The organism is Burkholderia plantarii (assembly GCF_001411805.1).
Lineage (GTDB): Bacteria > Pseudomonadota > Gammaproteobacteria > Burkholderiales > Burkholderiaceae > Burkholderia > Burkholderia plantarii.
The window spans coordinates 1,476,289-1,495,653 of the sequence record NZ_CP007213.1 but is presented as its reverse complement, the minus strand read 5'-3'; the positions used below and the strand labels follow the sequence as shown (position 1 = coordinate 1,495,653).

14 protein-coding genes are annotated in these 19,365 nt (G+C 69.7%); 5 read left to right on the top strand and 9 right to left on the bottom strand.

The annotated features are described in order from the left end of the window. Positions 1-40: 40 nt before the first annotated feature. From bpln_RS23665 to bpln_RS23630, 8 genes are all read right to left on the bottom strand, one after another. A complete protein-coding gene (locus tag bpln_RS23665) occupies positions 41-2,692 on the bottom strand; it encodes a hypothetical protein (RefSeq protein ID WP_148654144.1) in 2,652 nt (883 codons plus the stop codon). 380 nt (positions 2,693-3,072) lie between these two features. Then, on the bottom strand, positions 3,073-3,450 hold the full coding sequence (locus bpln_RS23660; protein WP_042627684.1) for a PAS sensor domain-containing protein: 378 nt from the start codon (positions 3,448-3,450) through the stop codon (positions 3,073-3,075). A gap of 54 nt (positions 3,451-3,504) precedes the next feature. Next, positions 3,505-4,194, bottom strand: coding sequence for a YoaK family protein (locus bpln_RS23655; RefSeq protein ID WP_042629363.1), 690 nt, complete (start codon positions 4,192-4,194; stop codon positions 3,505-3,507). Positions 4,195-4,208: 14 nt separating this feature from the next. After that, positions 4,209-5,384 carry a CoA:oxalate CoA-transferase gene (gene yfdE / locus bpln_RS23650; protein ID WP_055140168.1) on the bottom strand — a complete coding sequence of 392 codons (1,176 nt, stop codon included), beginning with the start codon at positions 5,382-5,384 and terminating at the stop codon, positions 4,209-4,211. Positions 5,385-5,484: 100 nt separating this feature from the next. Continuing rightward, positions 5,485-7,197 (bottom strand): oxalyl-CoA decarboxylase, encoded by a 1,713-nt coding sequence (gene oxc / locus bpln_RS23645; protein WP_055140167.1) that lies wholly within the window; start codon positions 7,195-7,197, stop codon positions 5,485-5,487. 86 nt (positions 7,198-7,283) lie between these two features. Beyond that, positions 7,284-8,534: a formyl-CoA transferase gene (gene frc, locus bpln_RS23640; RefSeq protein WP_042627681.1), complete on the bottom strand. Its 1,251-nt coding sequence runs from the start codon at positions 8,532-8,534 to the stop codon at positions 7,284-7,286. A 311-nt stretch (positions 8,535-8,845) separates the two neighbouring features. Next, a complete protein-coding gene (locus tag bpln_RS23635) occupies positions 8,846-9,184 on the bottom strand; it encodes a hypothetical protein (RefSeq protein WP_055140166.1) in 339 nt (112 codons plus the stop codon). After that, complete coding sequence (locus bpln_RS23630; protein ID WP_055140165.1) at positions 9,165-10,724, bottom strand: aminotransferase-like domain-containing protein; 1,560 nt, start codon at positions 10,722-10,724, stop codon at positions 9,165-9,167. Before bpln_RS23630 ends, bpln_RS23635 begins: the two co-directional genes overlap by 20 nt. Positions 10,725-10,889: 165 nt before the next feature. On the opposite strand from bpln_RS23630, the gene bpln_RS23625 reads away from it, so the two are divergent. The 5 genes from bpln_RS23625 (at position 10,890) to bpln_RS23605 (ending at position 17,645) form a co-directional block, all read left to right on the top strand. After that, on the top strand, positions 10,890-13,220 hold the full coding sequence (locus bpln_RS23625) for an FdhF/YdeP family oxidoreductase (protein ID WP_055140164.1): 2,331 nt from the start codon (positions 10,890-10,892) through the stop codon (positions 13,218-13,220). 200 nt (positions 13,221-13,420) lie between these two features. Next, positions 13,421-14,329, top strand: coding sequence for a bestrophin family protein (locus tag bpln_RS23620; RefSeq protein ID WP_042627677.1), 909 nt, complete (start codon positions 13,421-13,423; stop codon positions 14,327-14,329). Between the two features lie 270 nt (positions 14,330-14,599). Further along, on the top strand, positions 14,600-15,022 hold the full coding sequence (locus tag bpln_RS23615) for a hypothetical protein (RefSeq protein WP_123863733.1): 423 nt from the start codon (positions 14,600-14,602) through the stop codon (positions 15,020-15,022). A gap of 220 nt (positions 15,023-15,242) precedes the next feature. Further along, the gene (locus bpln_RS23610) at positions 15,243-15,929 is read left to right on the top strand and encodes a hypothetical protein (RefSeq protein ID WP_042627675.1); all 687 of its coding nucleotides are present in this window, start codon (positions 15,243-15,245) and stop codon (positions 15,927-15,929) included. Between the two features lie 126 nt (positions 15,930-16,055). Further along, complete coding sequence (locus tag bpln_RS23605; RefSeq protein WP_055140163.1) at positions 16,056-17,645, top strand: ABC transporter substrate-binding protein; 1,590 nt, start codon at positions 16,056-16,058, stop codon at positions 17,643-17,645. A gap of 15 nt (positions 17,646-17,660) precedes the next feature. Here the strand turns inward: bpln_RS23605 and bpln_RS23600 are convergent, their stop codons facing one another. Next, positions 17,661-19,316, bottom strand: a complete 1,656-nt coding sequence (locus bpln_RS23600) for a hypothetical protein (RefSeq protein WP_055140162.1) — start codon at positions 19,314-19,316, stop codon at positions 17,661-17,663. Positions 19,317-19,365 lie beyond the last annotated feature (49 nt).

The following is a 19,365-nucleotide window of genomic DNA, read 5'->3' as shown; positions in this document are numbered from 1 at the left end:
GCAGCCACCCCGCGCCATGCCCGGCGGCGCGGGCCGCGATTCACCGGTAGCCCGGATCGTCGTCCTCGGAGCGACGCGAACGCTGGCTGCGAGTCGAGCCGCCCGGCGTGTAGTACCTGGACTCGTCGGACTGCGACTCGAACGAGTAGAACGCCGTCGAGTCGGAATTTTGCGAACGGATCGACGGGTCGCGGTTCGGCCGCATGTGCGGCGGCAGCGGCGGCCCCTCGAAGCCCCCGCCCCCTCCGCGATTGAAGCGCTCACGCAACCGGTCGGCCGGAGGCTGAGGCGGCATCTGCGGCGGATACGGGGGGCCAAAGCCGCCACCGAATTGTCCCGGCGGCGGCGGTGCCAGGAACTGAGGCTGCGGGGCGAACGGGTTGTCGGAAAGGCCCCGGTCGTCGAAGCGCTCGTCACGCGGCGGCTGATAATCGCGTCGGATCGACGGCGGCCGGCTGACATACGGCGACGGCGCCAAACCCTGCACCGACGACGAGCGGCTACGCGTGCTTGGCACGCGCGTCGAGGGCGGCAAGGCCCGGGTCGAACTGCCGCCGCCCAGGCCGACGTTGCCGGTGAAGCCCGAGCGCGTGGAGCGATCATCGAGCGACAGCCGGTCCATCCCGAACGATTCGCCGCCGGACTCGCCCGACACGCGGATTCGCGGACGCCCGCTTTCCACGTCCTGCGTCGCGGCCGGCGGCTCCTGGTGAATGTGCAGGAACGCCGAATACAGCACGCCGAGCACGGCCGCGCCGAACAGGTTGCCGAGATTGTTCTGCGCCGTGGCGCTCAGGTTGGTGCGCGCGAGCGCCGAACCGACCACGGTGCTCAACATCGCATCGACGGTGCTGAGCGTCGCGCGCGACGGCGACGTCGTCGTGTAGGTCGACGCCAGCTGGCGGAGCGTCGGCACCGCGCCCGACAGCGTGAGCCGCAGCGACTGGCCCACCTCGCGGGAGGCGAACGAGTTATACGTCACGTCGTCGCCACTCTCGGCGGCGCCGTTGATGATGCCCCGCAGCAGGCCATTCAGGGCCTCCAGGGGCCTGCCGGCAGCCCCCGCGCCCGACGGCGACGCGAGGTAGGTCATCATCGCGCCCGCGATCGTCTGATTCGCGACATAGGCGCCCGCGCCCTTCATCGTGGTGGCGAGCCGCATGTCCGGATTGGCGTCCGGGTTGTCGAGCTTGATGAACTTCTGCCCGAGGTCGCGCATCGCGGCGTAGGTCAGGTAACCGATCAGCGCCGGCCCGAGGCTCGCCATGTCGCCGGTCGACACTGCCGCGGCGATCGCGCCGAAGCTCACCAGCGCGAGCGTCGCGCGCGAGATGTTGCTGGCGGTGGTCGCCTTGTCGCGATCGACATAGGCGCCGATGCCGAGCAGCAGCGGCGGAATCAGCGCGGCCGTCAGCGACAGGCCGAGCTGCTCGTGCTCGGTAAGCCGGTCCATCCGCGATGCGATGCCCTGGTCAAGATATTGCCGCAGCATGGTCGGCACCATCACCGTGGCGACGTTGCGCATGAGCGAGTTGGCCGTGGAATACGCGCCCCGGCGGAAGGTTCCACCGCCCTCGTTGTTCATGACCTGCAGCAGCATGCGCGTGACCGCGTTGCGACGTGCCGTGGTGGCGTCCGCTGCGTCCACGATGTCCGGGAGACGGGGCTGCAGGCCCCCCGGACGCGAATGCGGCGACCCGCTCGGCGAGCTGGCCGGCGAAGTCTCGCGGCTGGCGACCTCGATGATGCGCGCGGTGTCCTCGTCCATCCCGTAAGGGATCTCGCCGGTCTCGATGAACCGGTTGATCTGATCCGCCGCCCTGCGGGTGTCCGGATCGGCGCCGCGCATGGCGACCTCCGCCATCCAGTCGGCCATGGTGCTGGTTTCCTCTACCACCAGGTTCACGTTCGACGGCAGGCCGGTCTCCCGGTCGGGCGGTCCGAGCACCTCGTTCGGATGCACGCCGAGCAGATCGCTCAGCGCCAGGAACATGACGTTCTGGCGATCCACCTGGGTGCTCTCGCCAGCGAAACCGCTGCGCATGATGTCGGCGATCGGCCGCATCGGCGATCCCGACGGAGGCCGCGCGCCATGCGTTTCGAAGGCCAGCATCTCGTCGATCAGCGCCCGGGTATCGGCATCGACCTCGCCCTGGCCGAACAGATGGCTGTCGATCGCACCGGCCACCCGGCGATGGGCGTCGGGGGCCACCGCGGGCGGCCGCGGCGCGGATGGCGCCGCGCCGAGATCGATCATGGTTTCGGCGATGGCCTCGGTCCGGTCCGCGACCGCGCCTGCCGTCTCCTGTGGCATGAACCTGCGGGAACGCCGCATGATCTCCACCGCGACTGGATGCTGGGGCCGCGTACCGCCCATCCGATACGCCTCGACCTCGTCGAGGACCCGCCGATCATTGGACGACAGTTCGTTCCTGCGCAGGTGCCGGATATGCTGCGCCAGTTCCGCCGATGGCTCCGCGCTCGACGACGACCCGCCCGCGCGCGACGATCCCTCCGCCCGGTGGTGCTGCCTGGGAGGGGGCACCAGCGACGAATTGTGATGGCTGCGCTGACGAGGCTCGCCGCGGCTGCGGTCCGAGCGGTCCGCGCCATGACCGGATTGCTGGCCGAAATCCTCGGGCGCGTAACCGCCCCGAGTACTGCCGGACCCCTTGATGCCCTTCGGTGCCATGGTCTTCCTCGATGAATACGATAGGGAGCCCCGGTCGACGGGCCGGAGCGAATGACCACGACTCTAGGACTCGCACAAAAGGGCGGCGCCCGGTTTGCGAACCTCGAAGCTGAAAAACGAAGCCGGAAGGCGGCGCGAACGATAACAATATGCGCCTGTCGGCTGGCCGCGCGTTCGCTTCGACCCCGTCATGCCTCGCCCGGCCGGCCCGGCCTCGGGCAGGGGCTGCGGCTGCCCGCCGGCGCCGACGGATCGGCCTCGGGCGCGGTTTCAGGGCATGGCGGCCGGCGTCGAAGCCGGCCTCCGGACACGCCATCCGAGCGCCGCGCTCCGACCCGGCAGGCAGCCCCCACCTGATGCCCGCGCCCGGACCTCGCCGCTCACCCCTCGCGCCGCTTCGGCCGCGCGATCGCGAGCGCCCCGGCGATCCGCCCTTCTCCATCCCGGATCAGCGAGAACGCCACCTCCGCATAACGGCGCGTGCCGTCCTTGTGCGTCGCCGCGGTCAGCACGGCCTCGCCGTGATGTTTCGTGCGGCCCGTGCGCATCGCCTGCTCGAAGCCGCGCCAGTGCGCGGCGCGCAGATGCGGCGGGATCAGCAGGTCCAGGCTGCGGCCGAGCGCCTCGTCGGCGCGATAGCCGAGCAGCGCCTCGGCCGCGAGATTCCAGCGGATGATCGTGCCGCGCGCGTCCGAGGCGATCAGCGCATCGGGGGCCTGGTCGATCATGAACCCGTCCAGTGAAGACGTTTCCGTCATGTCCGCTCCTTGTCGGTGTGGGGGAAAGGCCGGCGCGGGCCGGTCGCGGCGCGCTCAGCGGTCCGGCATGCGGATCAGGTCGACCGTCACGAGCACCAGGATCAGCGCCGGCACGATCAGCGGCATCGCGATCCACGCCGAGACGATCGCCCCGGCCGCGGCCGACAGGCTGTAGGTCAACCAGGCCAGCCCCGGCAGCAGCACCTCGGCCAGCGCCGGGCGCGGCGCCTTCGCGTGCCGGCCGCCGAGATAGCGCCCGACGAAGGCATCGCAGAACTTCACGATGTTGTTGGTGACCACCAGCGTCTGCAGCGACACCGCGCCGAAGCGGCTGACCGTCTCGCCCTGCATGCCGAGCGCGAGCGCCAGCACCGGCAACTCGACCGGAACCCGCAGCGCCGGGTGGCCGCGCACGAAATCGGCCGCCACCAGCAGCGCCGCCATGATGCAGAGTTCGAGCGCGGGCCGCTTCAGGTGGCGCCGGATCAGGCTGGCCGCCAGACAGCCGACGAAGAACGCGCCGATCGCGAAGGCCAGCAGCGCGAAGCGCGCGCCCGCGCCCTGCGCGAGGCTCCAGCCGAGCTGCACGGTGTTGCCGGTCATGATGGCCGGATAGATGCCGCCGGCGTCGCGAAACCCGATCACCTCGACGAAGCCGCACACGGTGGTCAGCGCCACCACGCGCCGCACGTTGACGCGCAGCGGCGGCGCGGCGGGCGGCTCGCGGGCGGATTCGCTCGCCATCGCCCGCTCCACGCTCACCAGGCCGGCTTGCGCGTCGCGAACTCGCTGCGCAAGGCCTCGCCGTGCTGGTCGAGCGACGGCGCACCGGGGCGCACCGCCGGATCGTCGTAGCCGCCGAGCTTGAGCGGATTGCCGGGCATCCGGATGCCGCCCGCCTCGATCAGCATGTTGCGCGCGGCCGTCTGCGGCAGCGCCGCCGCCTCGGCGATGTCCAGCAGCGGCCCCACCGGCACGCCGGCCTCGTGGATCACGCGCAACCAGTGGGCCGCGTCCCGCTCGCGCAGGCTCGTCTCGAGTTCGCGCCGCAGCGCGTCGGCGTGCTCCATGCGCTCGTGGTTGCCGGCGAAGCGCGGATCGGCGGCCAGCCCGGGCCGGCCGAGCGCTTCGCACAGCTTCAGGAACAGCGCGTCGTTGCCGGCGCAGATCACGAGCGGGCGGTCGCGCGCCTCGTAGATGTCGAACGGGGCCATGTAGGGATGGCGGTTGCCGATCCGGCCCGGCGCACGGCCGGTCGCCACGTAGGACATGAAGCCGTGTTCGAGGAACGCGAGCGTCGCGTCGAACATCGCCACGTCGACGTGCGTGCCGCGGCCCGTGCGCTCGCGGTCGTAGAGCGCGCTGGCGATGCCGCTGAACAGGTAGAGGCCGCCGCACAGGTCCGACAGCGAGGTGCCGACGCGCGTGGGCGGCCCGTCGGGAAAGCCGGTCGCGTCGACGATGCCGCTCATCGCCTGCACGATGGTGTCGTAGGCCGGATAGGTGGCCATCGGCCCGGTCTGGCCGAAGCCCGACGACGAGGCGTAGACCAGCCGCGGGTTCAGCGCCGACAGCGTCTCGTAGGAAAAGCCGAGCCGCTGCATGGTGCCCGGCCGGAAGTTCTCGGCCAGCACGTCGGCGCGGCGCACCATGTTCAGGAAGATGGTGCGGTCGGCTTCGTCCTTGAGATCGAGCACGACGCTTTCCTTGCCGCGATTGACGAAGCTGAAGTAGAGCGACTGGTCCTGCACGAACGGGCCGTAGAGGCGCGTGTCATCACCGTGGCCGGGCTGCTCCACCTTGATCACGCGCGCGCCGAGATCGGCCAGGATGCTGGTGCCGAACGGGCCGTTGAGCACGTGCGTGAGATCGATCACGAGCAGGTTGGAAAACGGGCCGGCGCGACGGCCGGTGTTGTCGGATGGGAATGTCATCGGGTCGTTCCATCGGAATGGGAACCGCCGCGGCGCGAGCGCGCCGCAACGTGGGGCGCCGCCGCGCGGCCGACAGCACGCGCCGCGCGACGGCGCGGCTTCACTTCGCCGCCGCCAGCGCGCTGCGCGGGTTGAGGTTCTTCAGGTGGCCGCTTTCCGTGCCGGCATGCGGATCGATCACGCAGTCGATCAGCGCCGGCGTGCCGGCGGCCAGCGCCGCGCTCAGCGCCGCGGCCAGCTCGGCCGGACGCTCGACGCGGTAGCCGGTGCCGCCGAACGCCTCGATCAGCCGGTCGTGGCGCGCCGCGCCCATCAGCACGGTCGGCCCGGGGTCGGTGCCGCCGCCGCGATTCACGTCGTCGCCGTGATAGATGCCGCCGTTGTTGAAGACCACGATCACCACCGGCAGCCGATACCGGCAGAGGGTCTCGATCTCCATGCCGCTGAAGCCGAACGCGCTGTCGCCTTCGAGCGCCACCACGGGCTGGCCGCTCGTGACGGCGGCGCCGATCGCGTAGCCCATGCCGATCCCCATCACGCCCCAGGTGCCGGCGTCGAGCCGCCGGCGCGGCTGCCGCATGTCGATGATGTTGCGGGCGAAGTCGAGCGTGTTCGCGCCTTCGTTGACGAGATGGACCTCGTCGTGCGCGGCGAGCACGTCGCGCACCGCGCGCAGCGCGCTCTGGAACGTCATCGGGCTCGGATCGGCCTGCAGTGTCTGCGCCATGCGCGTCTCGTTGCGGCGCCGGCGTTCGGCGATCGCCTCGATCCAGTCGCGCGGCGCCTGCACCGGCGTGGCGGCGAGCCCGGCGTGCAGCGCCGCCATCGCGGAGCCGATGTCGGCGGCCAGCGGCGCGTCGATCGCGCGGTTGCTGTCGAACTCGGCGGGCTCGATGTCGATCTGGATGAAGCGCGCGTCCTGCGCCCACTGCGGCGCGCGGCCGTGCCCCAGCAGCCAGTTCAGCCGCGCGCCCACCAGCATCACGACGTCGGCCTGCCCCAGCGCGAGCGAGCGCGCCGCGGCGGCCGACTGCGGATGGTCGTCGGGCAGCAGGCCCTTGGCCATCGACATCGGCAGATAGGGAATGCCGGTGGCTTCGAGGAACGCGCGGATCCCGCCTTCGGCGCGCGCGTAGGCGGCACCCTTGCCGAGGATCACGAGCGGGCGCCGCGCCTCGGCCAGCAGCGCGAGCGCTCGGCTCACCGCTTGCGGCTGCGGCGCGCGCGCCGGGGCCGCGTCGACCACCGTGACGAGCGAGCGCGCCGCCGCCGGCGCGTCGAGCGTCGCGGCCAGCGCGGCGGCCGTCAGGTCGAGATAGACGCCGCCGGGGCGCCCCGACACCGCCGCGCGAATCGCACGCGCGAGCCCGATGCCGATGTCCTCGGGCCGGTTGACGCGGAATGCTGCTTTCGCGAACGGCCGCGCCGCGCTGAGCTGGTCGAGTTCCTCGTAGTCGCCCTGCTGCAGGTCGACGATGGCACGATCGCTCGAGCCGCTGATCTGGATCATCGGGAAGCCGTTGGTGGTGGCGTTGGCCAGCGCCACGAGCCCGTTCAGGAAGCCCGGCGCCGAGACGGTCAGGCACACGCCCGGCCACTGCCGCAGATAGCCCGAGATGGCCGCCGCGTGGCCGGCCGACTGCTCGTGGCGAAACCCGAGATAGCGGATGCCCTCGGCCTGGGCGAGCCGCGCGAGATCGGTGATGGGAATGCCGGCGACGCCGTAGATCGTGTCGAGGCCGTTCAGCTTCAGCGCCTGCACGACCAGATGAAAGCCGTCCGTCGTGGCCGGCTGGGTGGAAATGTCCGCCATGTCCTGCTCCGATGCGGTGGGTCGGCGCCGTGGCGCCGATGCAGTCAGATATCCGTCAAGTACCGGCTTGATGCCGGCCGGGCCGGTCAGATGACCTTCTTCTCGCGCAACGCATCGATCTGCTGTTTCGAATAGCCGAGCGCGGCGAGGATCTCGTCGTTGTGCTCGCCCAGCAGCGGCGCGCCGGCGATCTTCGGCGTGAACCCGGAGAACTTGATCGGACTGCCGACCGTCAGGTACTTGCCGCGCTTCTTCTGCTCGACCTCGACCACGGTGCCGCTCGCGCGCAGCGAGGCGTCGTTGGCGATTTCCTTCATCGTCAGCACCGGCGCGCACGGCACGTCGAACCCGCTCAGGTAATCGACCGCCTCGAACTTGGTCTTGTCGGCCAGCACCTTCTCGATCTCGGCGAAGATCTCGAAGATCACCGACTGCCGCGCCTTGGCCGTGTTGTAGGCCGGATCGTCCTTCCATTCCGGCTTGCCGATCGCGTCGCAGGTCGCCGGCCAGTTCTGCTCCTGGATCGTGAAATAGATGTAGGCGTTCGGATCGCTCTGCCAGCCCTTGCACTTGAGGATCCAGCCGGGCTGGCCGCCGCCGCCCGCGTTGCCGCCGCGCGGCACCACGTCGGTGAACGTGCCGTGCGGGTACTGCGGATATTCCTCGAGGTAGCCCACGCGCTCCAGCCGCTGCTGGTCGCGCAGCTTCACGCGGCACAGGTTCAGCACGCTGTCCTGCATCGAGATCGTCACGCGCTGCCCGCGGCCCGTCTTCTCCCGGCCGATCAGCGCGGTGAGCAGGCCGATCAGCAGGTGCATGCCGGTATTGCTGTCGCCGAGCGCGGCCGCGCTGATGGTGGGCGGGCCGTCCCAGAAGCCGGTGGTGGAGGCCGCGCCGCCCGCGCATTGCGCGACGTTCTCGTAGGCCTTGATGTGGGCGTAGGGCGAATCGTCGTCGAAGCCCTTGATCGAACCGAAGATCAGGCGCGGGTTCAACGCCTGCAGATGCTCCCAGGTGAAGCCCATGTGGTCGAGCGCGCCAGGGTGGAAGTTCTCGACCAGGATGTCGGCCTCGCGGACCAGCTGCTCCATGATCGCCTTGCCCTCGGGCGTCTTCGTGTTCAATTCCAGCGAACGCTTGTTGCTGTTGAGCATCGTGAAGTAGAGCGCGTCCAGATCGGGAATGTCGCGCAGCTGGTTGCGCGTGACGTCACCCACGCCGGGCCGTTCGACCTTGATCACGTCGGCGCCGTACCACGCCATCATCTGGGTGCAGGCCGGGCCCGATTGAACGCCGGTGAAGTCGATGACCTTGATGCCGCTGAGCGGGAGTTCCATGATGCGAACCTCGGAAAAGGGTGGACACAATCAAAATTAGGCGCCCTCAAAAGACGGCCAGTATTGATCGGCGTCAATTGCCTTTTCGGCTTGAATCCCCTGCTTCCGCGTGCCGCCGTCCGCGCCCGCGGCGGCGTTTCGGGTACGATTTACGTCATCGATACGGCATCCTTACGATTCATCGAACGACATCCGGCACGTCCTTCCCGAGCCCGCCGGGTGCCATGCGCATCACGCGCGGCACCCGGCGCCGACGCCGACGCCGGCGTCACGCCGGTCGCCCGCCCGACGCCGACTGCCCCGCCTTGCCGTCAGTCGTTGGCGCCGAACAGCGCCTCGCACAGCGCCATGCCCTCCTGCGTCAGCACCGCGTGCCCGATGCCGTCGTCGCCGAGTTCGGTGGCCGTGAGGCCGGCCGCGTCGAGTTGCGTGAGCGTGCGTCGCAGCGTGCTCATCGGCACCTGCGAGCGCTTGCTCAGCTTCGCGAGCGACCAGGCGCGGCCCGGCGTTTCGGTCAGCGCGTCGCGCAACTGCCGCAGCACCGCGGCGATGGTCGGGTCGAGCCCGCCAGCGTCGTTGGCGGCGTCGCCGGCCGGGCCGTCGTAGTCGTGCCGCGCGTCGGGCCTGCCATCATGCGGTCGGTTCGTCATCGTGTCCCTCCTGGTTCGTCGGTCGTTTGCGCGGCTTCGGGCCGCCCTTGCCCTGGTCCTTGCCCTGCCCGTCCTGCCCGCCGGCGCGGGCGGTCCCGCCCCCCTCGCCGCCCACCGCGCCGCGGTCCGAGGCGAACGCCACCAGCCGCCCGAGCCGGCGCACCGCGTCCTCGATCTGCGGCGACCACGGATAGCTGTAGTTGAGCCGGATGCAGTGCCGGTAGTTGCCGGTGGTCGAGAACATGTGCCCCGGCCCGATGGTGATCCGCTCGGCCAGCGCGAGCCGGTACAGCGCGATCGCATCGCAGGCGGGCGGCAGTTCCACCCACAGCACGTAGCCACCCGCCGGCTGCGAGATTCGCGTGCCGTCGGGAAAGAAGCGCCGAACCATGGCCGCCATCAGGTTGGCCTGCTGCGCGAAGGTCTTGCGGATCCGCCGCAGGTGGTGGTCGTAGCCGTCGTGGCCGAGGTATTCGGCGATCGCGAGCTGGTCGAGCGCGGGCGTGCCGAGCGTGTTCAGGAACTTGAGCTTCTCGACCTGGTCGCGGTAGCGGCCCGGCATCGCCCAGCCGATCCGGTAGGCCGGCGACAGGCTCTTCGAGAACGACGCGCAGTGCAGCACCAGCCCGCGCCGGTCGAACGACTTCAGCGCGCTCGGGCGCACCTCGCCGTAATAGAGCTCGTGGTAGACATCGTTCTCGATGGCCGGCACGTCGTGGCGTTCGAGCAGCGCGACCAGCGCGGCCTTGCGCGCGTCGCTCATGCGAAAGCCGAGCGGGTTCTGGAAGTTCGGCATCACCATGCAGGCGGCGATCGGCTCGCGTTCGAGGATCCGCGCCAGCGCGTCGAGGTCGATGCCGTCCACCGGATGCGTGGCCACCTCGATCGCGCGCATGCCGAGCCGCTCGATCGCGTGCAGCATCGCGTAGAAGGTCGGCGATTCCACCGCGATCGTGTCGCCGGGCCGCGCCACCGCCTGCAGGCACAGGTTGATCGCCTCGGTCGCGCCGATCGTCACGACGATCTCGTTCGGATCGACGGCGATGCCGCGCTCGCCGTAGCGCCGCGCGATCTGCCGGATCAGCTCGGGGTTGCCGGGCGGCAGGTCGTCCACCACGCCCCAGCGCGTGCGCCCGCGCGCGATCGCGTGCATGTGGCGCGCGATCCGCTGCGACGGGAACAGCGCCGAGTCGGGATACGGCGAGCCGAGCGGCACCGCGTCGTCGCGCGCGATGCTGCGCAGCGTGGACAGCACCAGCCGGCTCACGTCCACCGTGGACGACACCGCGATCGGCGTGCTCGCGTTCAGCGCCGGCTCGCCGCCGGCGGCCTCGCGCGCGCGCACGAAGTAGCCCGACTGAGGCCGGCTCTCGATCGCGCCGCGGCTCTCCAGCACGAGGTAGGCGCGCACCACGGTGGTGATGCTGAGGTCGTGCTGGCGCGCCGCCTGCCGCACCGACGGCACGCGCTCGCCGGGGCGGTAGACGCCGCGCCGGATCATCTCGTCGATCTCGTCGGCCAGCTTTTCGTAGCGCGTCATGCGGCGCCTTTCAGGGAGGGGGAAAGCACAGTTGAGGGGCGTCAGGCGTTCTGGAAACGGAACTGTACTCTTTTTGCGATAGATCAGGTGTGTACCCATGAGGCATGACGCCGCGGGTACGCTTTGTCCATCGTCGCCAGAGGCGGCCCCGTAACGGCTTCAGCCATGAAGAAGAAAGCTCCGATTCCGCGCATCGAACCCTATCACCACGCCGCCGCCGGTTGGGGCGCGGTCAAGCAGGTGGCGATCAACCTGATCAAGGAACGCGTGGCGGGCGGCAACTACCGCACGCTGTTCAAGCAGAACCAGCCCGACGGCTTCGACTGTCCGGGCTGCGCCTGGCCGGACCGCCAGCACGCGTCCACCTTCGAATTCTGCGAGAACGGCGTGAAGGCGGTGGCCGCCGAGGCCACCTCGAAGCGCGTCACGCCCGAATTCTTCGCCGCGAACGCCGTCACCGCGCTGCTCGACCAGTCCGATTACGAGCTGGAGCAGCACGGCCGCCTGACCGATCCGATGGTCTACGACGCCGCCAGCGACCGCTACGTGCCGATCGCCTGGGACGATGCGTTCACGCTGATCGCGCGCCACCTGAACGCGCTCGACGATCCGAACCACGCGGCGTTCTACACCTCGGGGCGCGCCAGCAACGAGGCCGCGTTCCTCTACCAGCTGCTGGTGCGCCGCTTCGGCACCAACAACTTCCCCGACTGCTCGAACATGTGCCACGAGGCTACCAGCCGCGGGCTGCCGGCCACGGTCGGGGTCGGCAAGGGCACGGTGACGCTCGACGATTTCGAGCACGCCGACCTGCTGATGATCTTCGGCCAGAACCCGGCCACCAACCACCCGCGCATGCTCGGCGAGCTGCGTGAATGCGCGAAGCGCGGCGCGAAGATCGTCTCGATCAACCCGCTCAAGGAGCGCGGCCTCGAACGCTTCTCCGATCCGCAGAGCCCGGTCGAGATGCTGACCATGGGCAGCACCAGGATCGCCACCACCTTCGTGCAGCCGACCATCGGCGGCGATTTCGCGCTGATCAAGGGCGTCGCCAAGCGCGTGCTCGAGTTCGACGACGCGGCCGTGCTGGCCAGCGAGCCGCGCGTGCTCGACGTGGCCTTCATCGACGAGCACGGCGCCGGTTTCGACGCGTTCGCCGCCGACCTGCGGGCCGAGAGCTGGGCCGCGCTGACCGCCGAGAGCGGCGTGTCCCACGAGCAGATCGATTCGCTCGCGCGGCTTTATGCGTCGAGCGAGCGCGTGATCGCCACCTGGGGCATGGGCATCACGCAGCACAAGCATTCGGTCCAGACCGTCCACATGCTGTCGAACCTGATGCTGATGCGCGGCAACATCGGCCGCGAGGGCGCGGGCCTGTGCCCGGTGCGCGGCCACTCGAACGTGCAGGGCAACCGCACGGTCGGCATCGAGGAAAAACCGGACATGGCGTTCCTCGACCGGCTCGGCCAGGTCTACGGCTTCGAGCCGCCGCGCCATCACGGCTACGACGTGGTGGAGACCATCGAGGCGATGCTGGAAGGCCGCGTGAAGGTGTTCATCGGCCTGGGCGGCAACTTCGCGATGGCCACGCCCGACACGCCGCGTACCTGGGACGGCCTGCGCCGCTGCGCGCTGACGGTCCACATCACCACCAAGCTGAACCGCAGCCACCTGATCCACGGCACCGACGCGCTGATCCTGCCCACCCTCGGGCGCACCGAGATCGACCTGCAGAACGGCGTCTCGCAGGGCGTGACGGTGGAGGATTCGATGAGCATGGTCCACGTCTCCTACGGGATGAACAAGCCGGCCTCGCCGAACCTGCTGTCGGAGACGGCGATCGTCGCGCGCATGGCGATGGCGCTGTTCGGCCCCGACGACACGGTGGACTGGCACGGCTACATGAACGACTACGCGCGCGTGCGCGACGCGATCGAGGCCACCTTCCCCGGCTTCGAGCACTACAACGAGCGGATCGCGCAGCCGGGCGGCTTCCACCTGCGGGTGGCCTCGCGCGAGCGCGACTGGATCACGCCGAACCGCAAGGCGAACTTCATCACCCACGCGCTGCCGACCGACTCGCCGATCCACCGCGCCCGCGCGCAGCACGGCGAGAAGCTGCTGACGCTGATGACGACCCGCTCGCACGACCAGTACAACACCACCATCTACGCGCTCGACGACCGCTACCGCGGCGTGTTCGGCCAGCGCCGCGTGGTGTTCGCGAACCGGGACGACCTCGCGATGCTCGGCTTCCAGGCCGGCGACTGGGTCGACCTGGAAACGGTCTGGCACGACGGCATCGAGCGTCGCGCCGACGGCTTCCTGCTGGTCGAGTACGACATCCCGCGCGGCTGCATCGGCGCCTATTACCCGGAAACGAATCCGCTGGTGCCGCTCGACAGCACGGCCGACATCGCGAACACGCCGACCTCGAAGTCGATCCCGGTGCTGATGCACCGCTCGGCGGCCGGCGCCACGCGCGCGGCGGCCTGACGAAGGGCGACGGCGGCGCTTGCAAGTGCCGCTTTACCGCCCCGCATTCACCGCCCCGATTTCACCGCCCGGCTTCATCGCCCCGCCGCGCGAGCCACCACGCGCGCAACGCGATCCCCGCGCCGGCCCGCTCGCCATGGTTGCCCGTTCCAGGTTCTGGTAGGGTTGCCGGCCTCACCCGTCGTACCGGAGTTGCCGCCATGATCATCCGTCCGCGCGAACACTGGTTCCGGATGCTGTTCGTCTGGAACGGCTCGGTGCTGCAATCGATCCTGCCGCAGCTCGCGGTGATGACGGTGATCAGCCTGCTGGCGCTGCTGACCGACGGCCGCATCTTCGGCACCAAGGTGCCGCTGAATCCCACGCCGTTCACGCTGGCCGGCCTCGCGCTGGCGATCTTCGCGGCGTTCCGCAACAACGCCAGCTACGACCGCTACTGGGAGGCGCGCAAGCTCTGGGGCGGCGTGCTGACCGCCACGCGCGCGCTGGTCTCGCAGGCGCTCGCCTACGACGGCACGCCGGCCGGCCGCGACTGCGCGCGCACCACCATCGCGTTCGTCTACGCGATGAAGCACCAGTTGCGCGGCAGCGATCCGGCCGGGGATCTCGCCCGCCATCTCGACGCGGCGGCCCAGGCACGCTGCGCCGCCGCGCGCTTCGTGCCGGTGACGATACTGCAGCTGCTGCGCGAGCGCCTGGCCGCGCGCCGCCGCGACGGCGCGCTCACCGACACGCAGCTCTGGATGCTCGACGCGCAGTTGAACGAACTCGGCGCGAAGCTGGCCGGCTGCGAGCGGATCGCCTCCACGCCGATCCCGTTCCCGTACCACGTGCTGCTGCACCGGACCATCTACTGCTACTGCGTGATGCTGCCGTTCGGCCTCGTCGATTCGATCGGCTTCGCCACGCCGTTCGTGTCCGTGTTCGTGTCATACACGCTGATCGCGCTCGACACCATCGCCGGCCACATCGCCGACCCGTTCGGCACCGGCCCGCACCACCTCGCGCTCGACACGCTCACGCGCCAGATCGAACGCTCGCTCTGCGAACTCGCCGGCGAGCCGCTGCCCGGGGAAATCCCGGCCGACGCGCGCTATCACGCCTCGTGAAGCCGCAATCGCCCCGGCATCGCATTTCGACCCGGTGAAAGTCGGGTAAAGACCCGAGTAAAAACGCATTGCCCGCCGATTTGATAACCGCTATCGTCTGCCGGCATCGCCGAAAACACATCGACGCGATGGCAGCTGCACGAGCGTAACGGCGCCTGCCGGCCGCCCCGATGCCGGATCCTTCGAAGCTCGGGGTGAATCAATGGGCCAGGACGTACTTCGATACACGATGGCAGGGCTCGCCGTCACGAACCTGCCGGCCGCCCTTGAATGCCGGCACGCCATCCCGACCTCCCTCCACCCCTTGCCATCCGCATCGACATGAACGAAGACATGATCCTGGAACGCCTCCGGCAGTTCGAAGAAAACCTGAGCCAGGGCGATCGCGCGCTGCACGAGAACCAGCGGAAACAGGACGAACTGAAACGCACGCTGCTGCGCATCCAGGGCGCGATCGAGGTGCTGAAGGGAATCAGGGAAGGCGAGGCCGACATGGCCGCGGTGGCCGAGCGGATCCGCACGTTCGAGGAAGAGCTGCCGCGCGGCGAGGAACAGTTGCGCAAGCTCGAAAAGAGCCGGCAGGAGATCGCCAACACGATGACGCGGATCGAAGGCGCGGTCGCGGTGCTGAAGGAGATGCTCGAGGAGCACCGCCAGCAGGCCGCACCGGGGCCGCAGGATGGTCCTGCCTGAGGCTGTCCGAGCCGGCCGGCTTGGCCGCCGGGGGCCTTGCGTTCGCGCGTCCCGCCATGCGGCGCGGGCCACCCGGCTCTCCCGCCCTACCTCGCTTCGCATTCGCGCTACGCCGGATCGCGTTCGCGGCCCCGTCGCGCGGCACTGCTCCGATAATCGTCGATCACGGCCGCCCCGCGCCCGCGCGCCGTGCCAGACCGAATCCGAAGGAGCCCCGGCCATGAACGGCATGCCCTGCCCCGCGCCCGTCCGCCTGCCGCACGAGCCGATCCATCTCGACGACGTGCTCGACGCCGCCGCGCGCGCCGACTGGATCGGCCACGTGATGCGGATGCGCGCGCACTGGCGGCAGCGCCATCCGCTCGTGCCGTTCTTCACGCTGGGGCTGGCCGCCTATCTCGACTGCAGCGCGGGCGGCACCGACCTCTATCGCGACGCCGATGTGCGCCACGCCAGCAACGCGCTGCTGGCCGGCACGTTCCGGCCGCTGCTCGACACCGTGGCCGACGCGCTCGCCGGCTGCCTCGGCGCGCCCGCCGTGCTCGCCGACGACGCCGCGCTGCCCGGCTTCCACATCTACCTGCCGCATCCGGCGTTCGGCGGCCCGGTCGCGCAGATCCATCGCGACCTGCAGTTCCGCGACGTCTATCCCGCGTTCGAGCCCGAGCCGGGCAAGCTCGTGAGCTTCACGCTGTCGCTATCGACGCCGCCCGGCAGCGGCCTCAACCAGTGGGCCGGCGACGCCGAACGACCCGAGTTCTTCGCCTATCGCGACGGCGCGCTGGTGGTGCATGACGGGCTCGTCACGCATCAGGCCGTGCTCGCCTGCAACGGCGCGATCGAACGGATCACGCTGCAGGGCCACGGCGTGCGGCGCGACGACGGCGCGTTCGTGCTCTACTGGTAGTACGCGCCGGGACGGCCCGACCGGCGCCGCCGGCCGCTTCGCTCGGCGCAACGCCACCCGTCATTTTTCCGTCACGCGCGCGCCGGGATGAGAGAATCGTGGATTCCCCGATTCGACGGAGCCCGCATGAAGCGCCTGCTGTCCACGCTCGCCGTCACCGCCGCGCTCGCGGCGCTGGCGCCCGCCGTTCCCGCCACCGCCGCGACGCCGGCCGGCATCTTCGTGATCGCCACGCAGATCGGCGAGTTCTCGACGCTCGACCCGGCCGAGATCTACGAACAGGTGCCGTCCGAGTACGTCGCGAACACCTACGAGCGGCTGGTGCGCGTCGATCTGCACGACCCGACGAAGTTCGAAGGCCGGATCGCGCAGTCGTGGAGCGTCGCCGCCGACGGCCTCACCTACACGTTCAAGCTGAAGCCCGGCCTCAAGTTCCATTCCGGCAACCCGGTCACGGCCGACGACGTCGCCTGGTCGCTGCAGCGCACGGTGCTGCTCGGCAAGGGGCCGGCCGGCGTGCTGGCCGATCTCGGCCTGACCAAGGACAACGTGCGGGAGAAGGTGCGCGCCGTGGATGCCGCCACCGTGACGCTGCAGACCGACCGCAAGACCGCGCCGAGCTTCGTGCTGAACGTGCTCGGCACCGGCCCCGCCTCGATCGCCGATCGCAAGCTGCTCGACGGCCACGCGCGCGACGGCGACTTCGGCAACGCCTGGCTGAAGACCCACGACGCCGGCAGCGGCCCGTACCAGCTGGTCAAGTGGACGCCGAACGAAAGCCTCGTGCTGCAGCGCTTCGACGGCTATCCCACGCCCTATCCGATGAAGCGCGTCGTGCTGCGCCACGTGCCCGAGGCGTCGGCGCAGCGGCTGCTGCTGGAAAACGGCGACGCCGACGCGGCGCGCAACCTGAGCCCCGACAGCCTCGCCGCGCTCGCCAGGGACGGCAGGATCCACGTCGCCACCACGCCGGTGGCGGCGCTGATGTACCTGAGCCTCAACACGAAGAATCCGAACCTGGCCCGGCCCGAGGTGCAGCAGGCCATGAAGTGGCTGGTGGACTACGACGGCATCCAGCGCAACATCATCTCGGCCACCTACCAGGTGCATGAGACCTTCCTGCCCGACGGCTTCCTCGGCGCGCTCGACCGCAATCCGTACCACCGCGACGTGGCCAAGGCCCGCGCGCTGCTGGCCAAGGCGGGCCTCGCGAACGGCTTCGACGTGACGATGGACATGCCGAACGATTACCCCTACGTCGAGATCGCGCAGGCGCTGCAGGCGAACTTCGCGCAGGCCGGCATCCGCGTGAAGCTGCTGCCCGGCGACGCGAAGCAGGCGATCGGCAAGTACCGCGCGCGGCAGCACGACATCTTCATCGGCGAGTGGTCGCCCGACTACATGGACCCGAACAGCAACGCGCGCGGCTTCGCCTGGAATCCCGACAATTCCGACGCCTCGCCCACCAAGATGCTGGCCTGGCGCAACGGCTGGAACATTCCCGAGCTGACGAAGCAGACCGACGCGGCGCTCGTCGAGCCGTCGCCGGCCAAGCGCGCGAAGCTGTATCAGGCGCTGCAGCAGTCGGTGCTCGACCACTCGCCGTTCGTGATCATGTTCGAGAAGGTCGCGCAGGTCGCCACGCGGCCCGGCGTGACGGGGCCGGAAGTCGGCCCGATCAACGACCTGACCTCGTATCGCAGCCTGAAGAAGTGAGGTGACGGCCGGCCGTCAACGTGAGAATCCCACCGGCACCGCCGTGTAGCGCGTGCGCGGCGGCCGGCCCGGTGGCGGGCAATCCGGGTCCTGCGCCGAGCTGCATACGTAGTGCTGCTCGAACACGAGCCATGGCTGCTGGCCGACGATGGCTCCCGTCGAGGCATTGACGTCGCCGCTGTTCTGAATCGCCGCGACATCCACCAGCGACGGATAGTTGTTGCCGGTCCAGCCGGTAGCCGGCGCGGTATTGAAGATCGACACGCCGAAGCTCACCGGCTGCGACCAGTGGATGAAGTCGCCCGACAGCGCATAGACGATCATCGCGGGCGCGTTGCTCGCGCTGCTGGCCGGCGCCGCACCGATCTCGATGAACTTGCCGAAATAGGTGCTGTAGCCGACGTAGAACGGAAACACGCCGCCAAGGCCGTTCGCGTCGGCGCAATCGGCACCGTTCGGCGTGTCGGCCGTATAGGTGGCGCCGTCCCAGCCCTTCCACGACGACGGATCGGTGGGGTCGGCGGTGCGGATCGGGCAGCGCCGGTCGGTGCCCGAGGGCAGGTTGTCGACCGCGAGCGCATAGCGGAAACCGTCGCTGTTCAGCAGGATGTTGGTGTTGGTGAAATAGCCCATCGGCCGGCCGAAATTCGGCGCATACGCGAACGACGGACGCGCCGCGACCTGCCGGGGCGGCGTGTCGCCGTGGATCAGCGAGAACGACGCCTGGCCGGCGGGCAGCGTCGCGACGGAGAGCGACGCGTAGGTGCAGTCGAGCGCGTTGATCGGCGTGCCAGCGGGCTGGCCGAGGCTGCAACCCGGCGTGGACGGAATCATGAAATTCGCGTCGGGATACTGGCCGCCGTAGTACTCGTCATGCACCAGCGCATAGACGTTGCCGGCCGTGTCCCTGGTGAAGCCGGCCAGCCATTGGTTGCCGAGAAAATCACCGCTCACGGGGTCCTGGCTGCTCGTCAGCACCGGCGCGCAGCTCACGTGGAACGGCTGGACCTCCGAACCCACCGCGTTCATCTGCCCGCTCACCAGGTAGTTGGTATCCTTACCGTCGTCGGAGAGCACCGCGAACTTCATCGTCACGCCGTTGCCGTCCGGCGACGCAAAGGCGAGGGGGTAGAGCGGCGTGTCGATCAGCGGCGCGCAGGCGGCGCCGGCATCGTTGACCGTGTCGTAGACCACCAGCGGCGTGCCGGTCGCCACCGTGCCGGGAGGAATCGCGGCCTGCGTGTTGACGGGGATCCGCGGCACCGTGCCGGCCGAAATCTGCGTACCGCCGCTGGCGATGATGCCGTAGGCATAGACCGCGCTGCCGGCCAGATACTGGTTCGACGCGAGCGTGATCGCAAAGCGGTAGCTGGCCCCCGTCGTGCCGCACCGGGACGCGATCGAGGGCTCGCTCGGCTGGCTCGCGGCGAAGCGGCCGACGAACCAGCCCGATGCGCCGGCCTGGGCCGAATACGGTTGATTCAGATAGAGATCGACCGAAATCGAAGCCGGATTGCCCACCTGGCACGCCCAGCCCATGAGCACCGGATTGCCGGCGGCATCGGACTGGAAGCCGTCGATGTTGCCGATGACCTGACCGGCGGCCATCGCGGCGGCCGGCAACAGCCATCCGAGCAGCCCCACCAGCAGGCAGGCGATCCATTTCTTCATGGCGAACCCGTCCAAATCGATAGATATTGACGAACCGGCGCATCCAGCC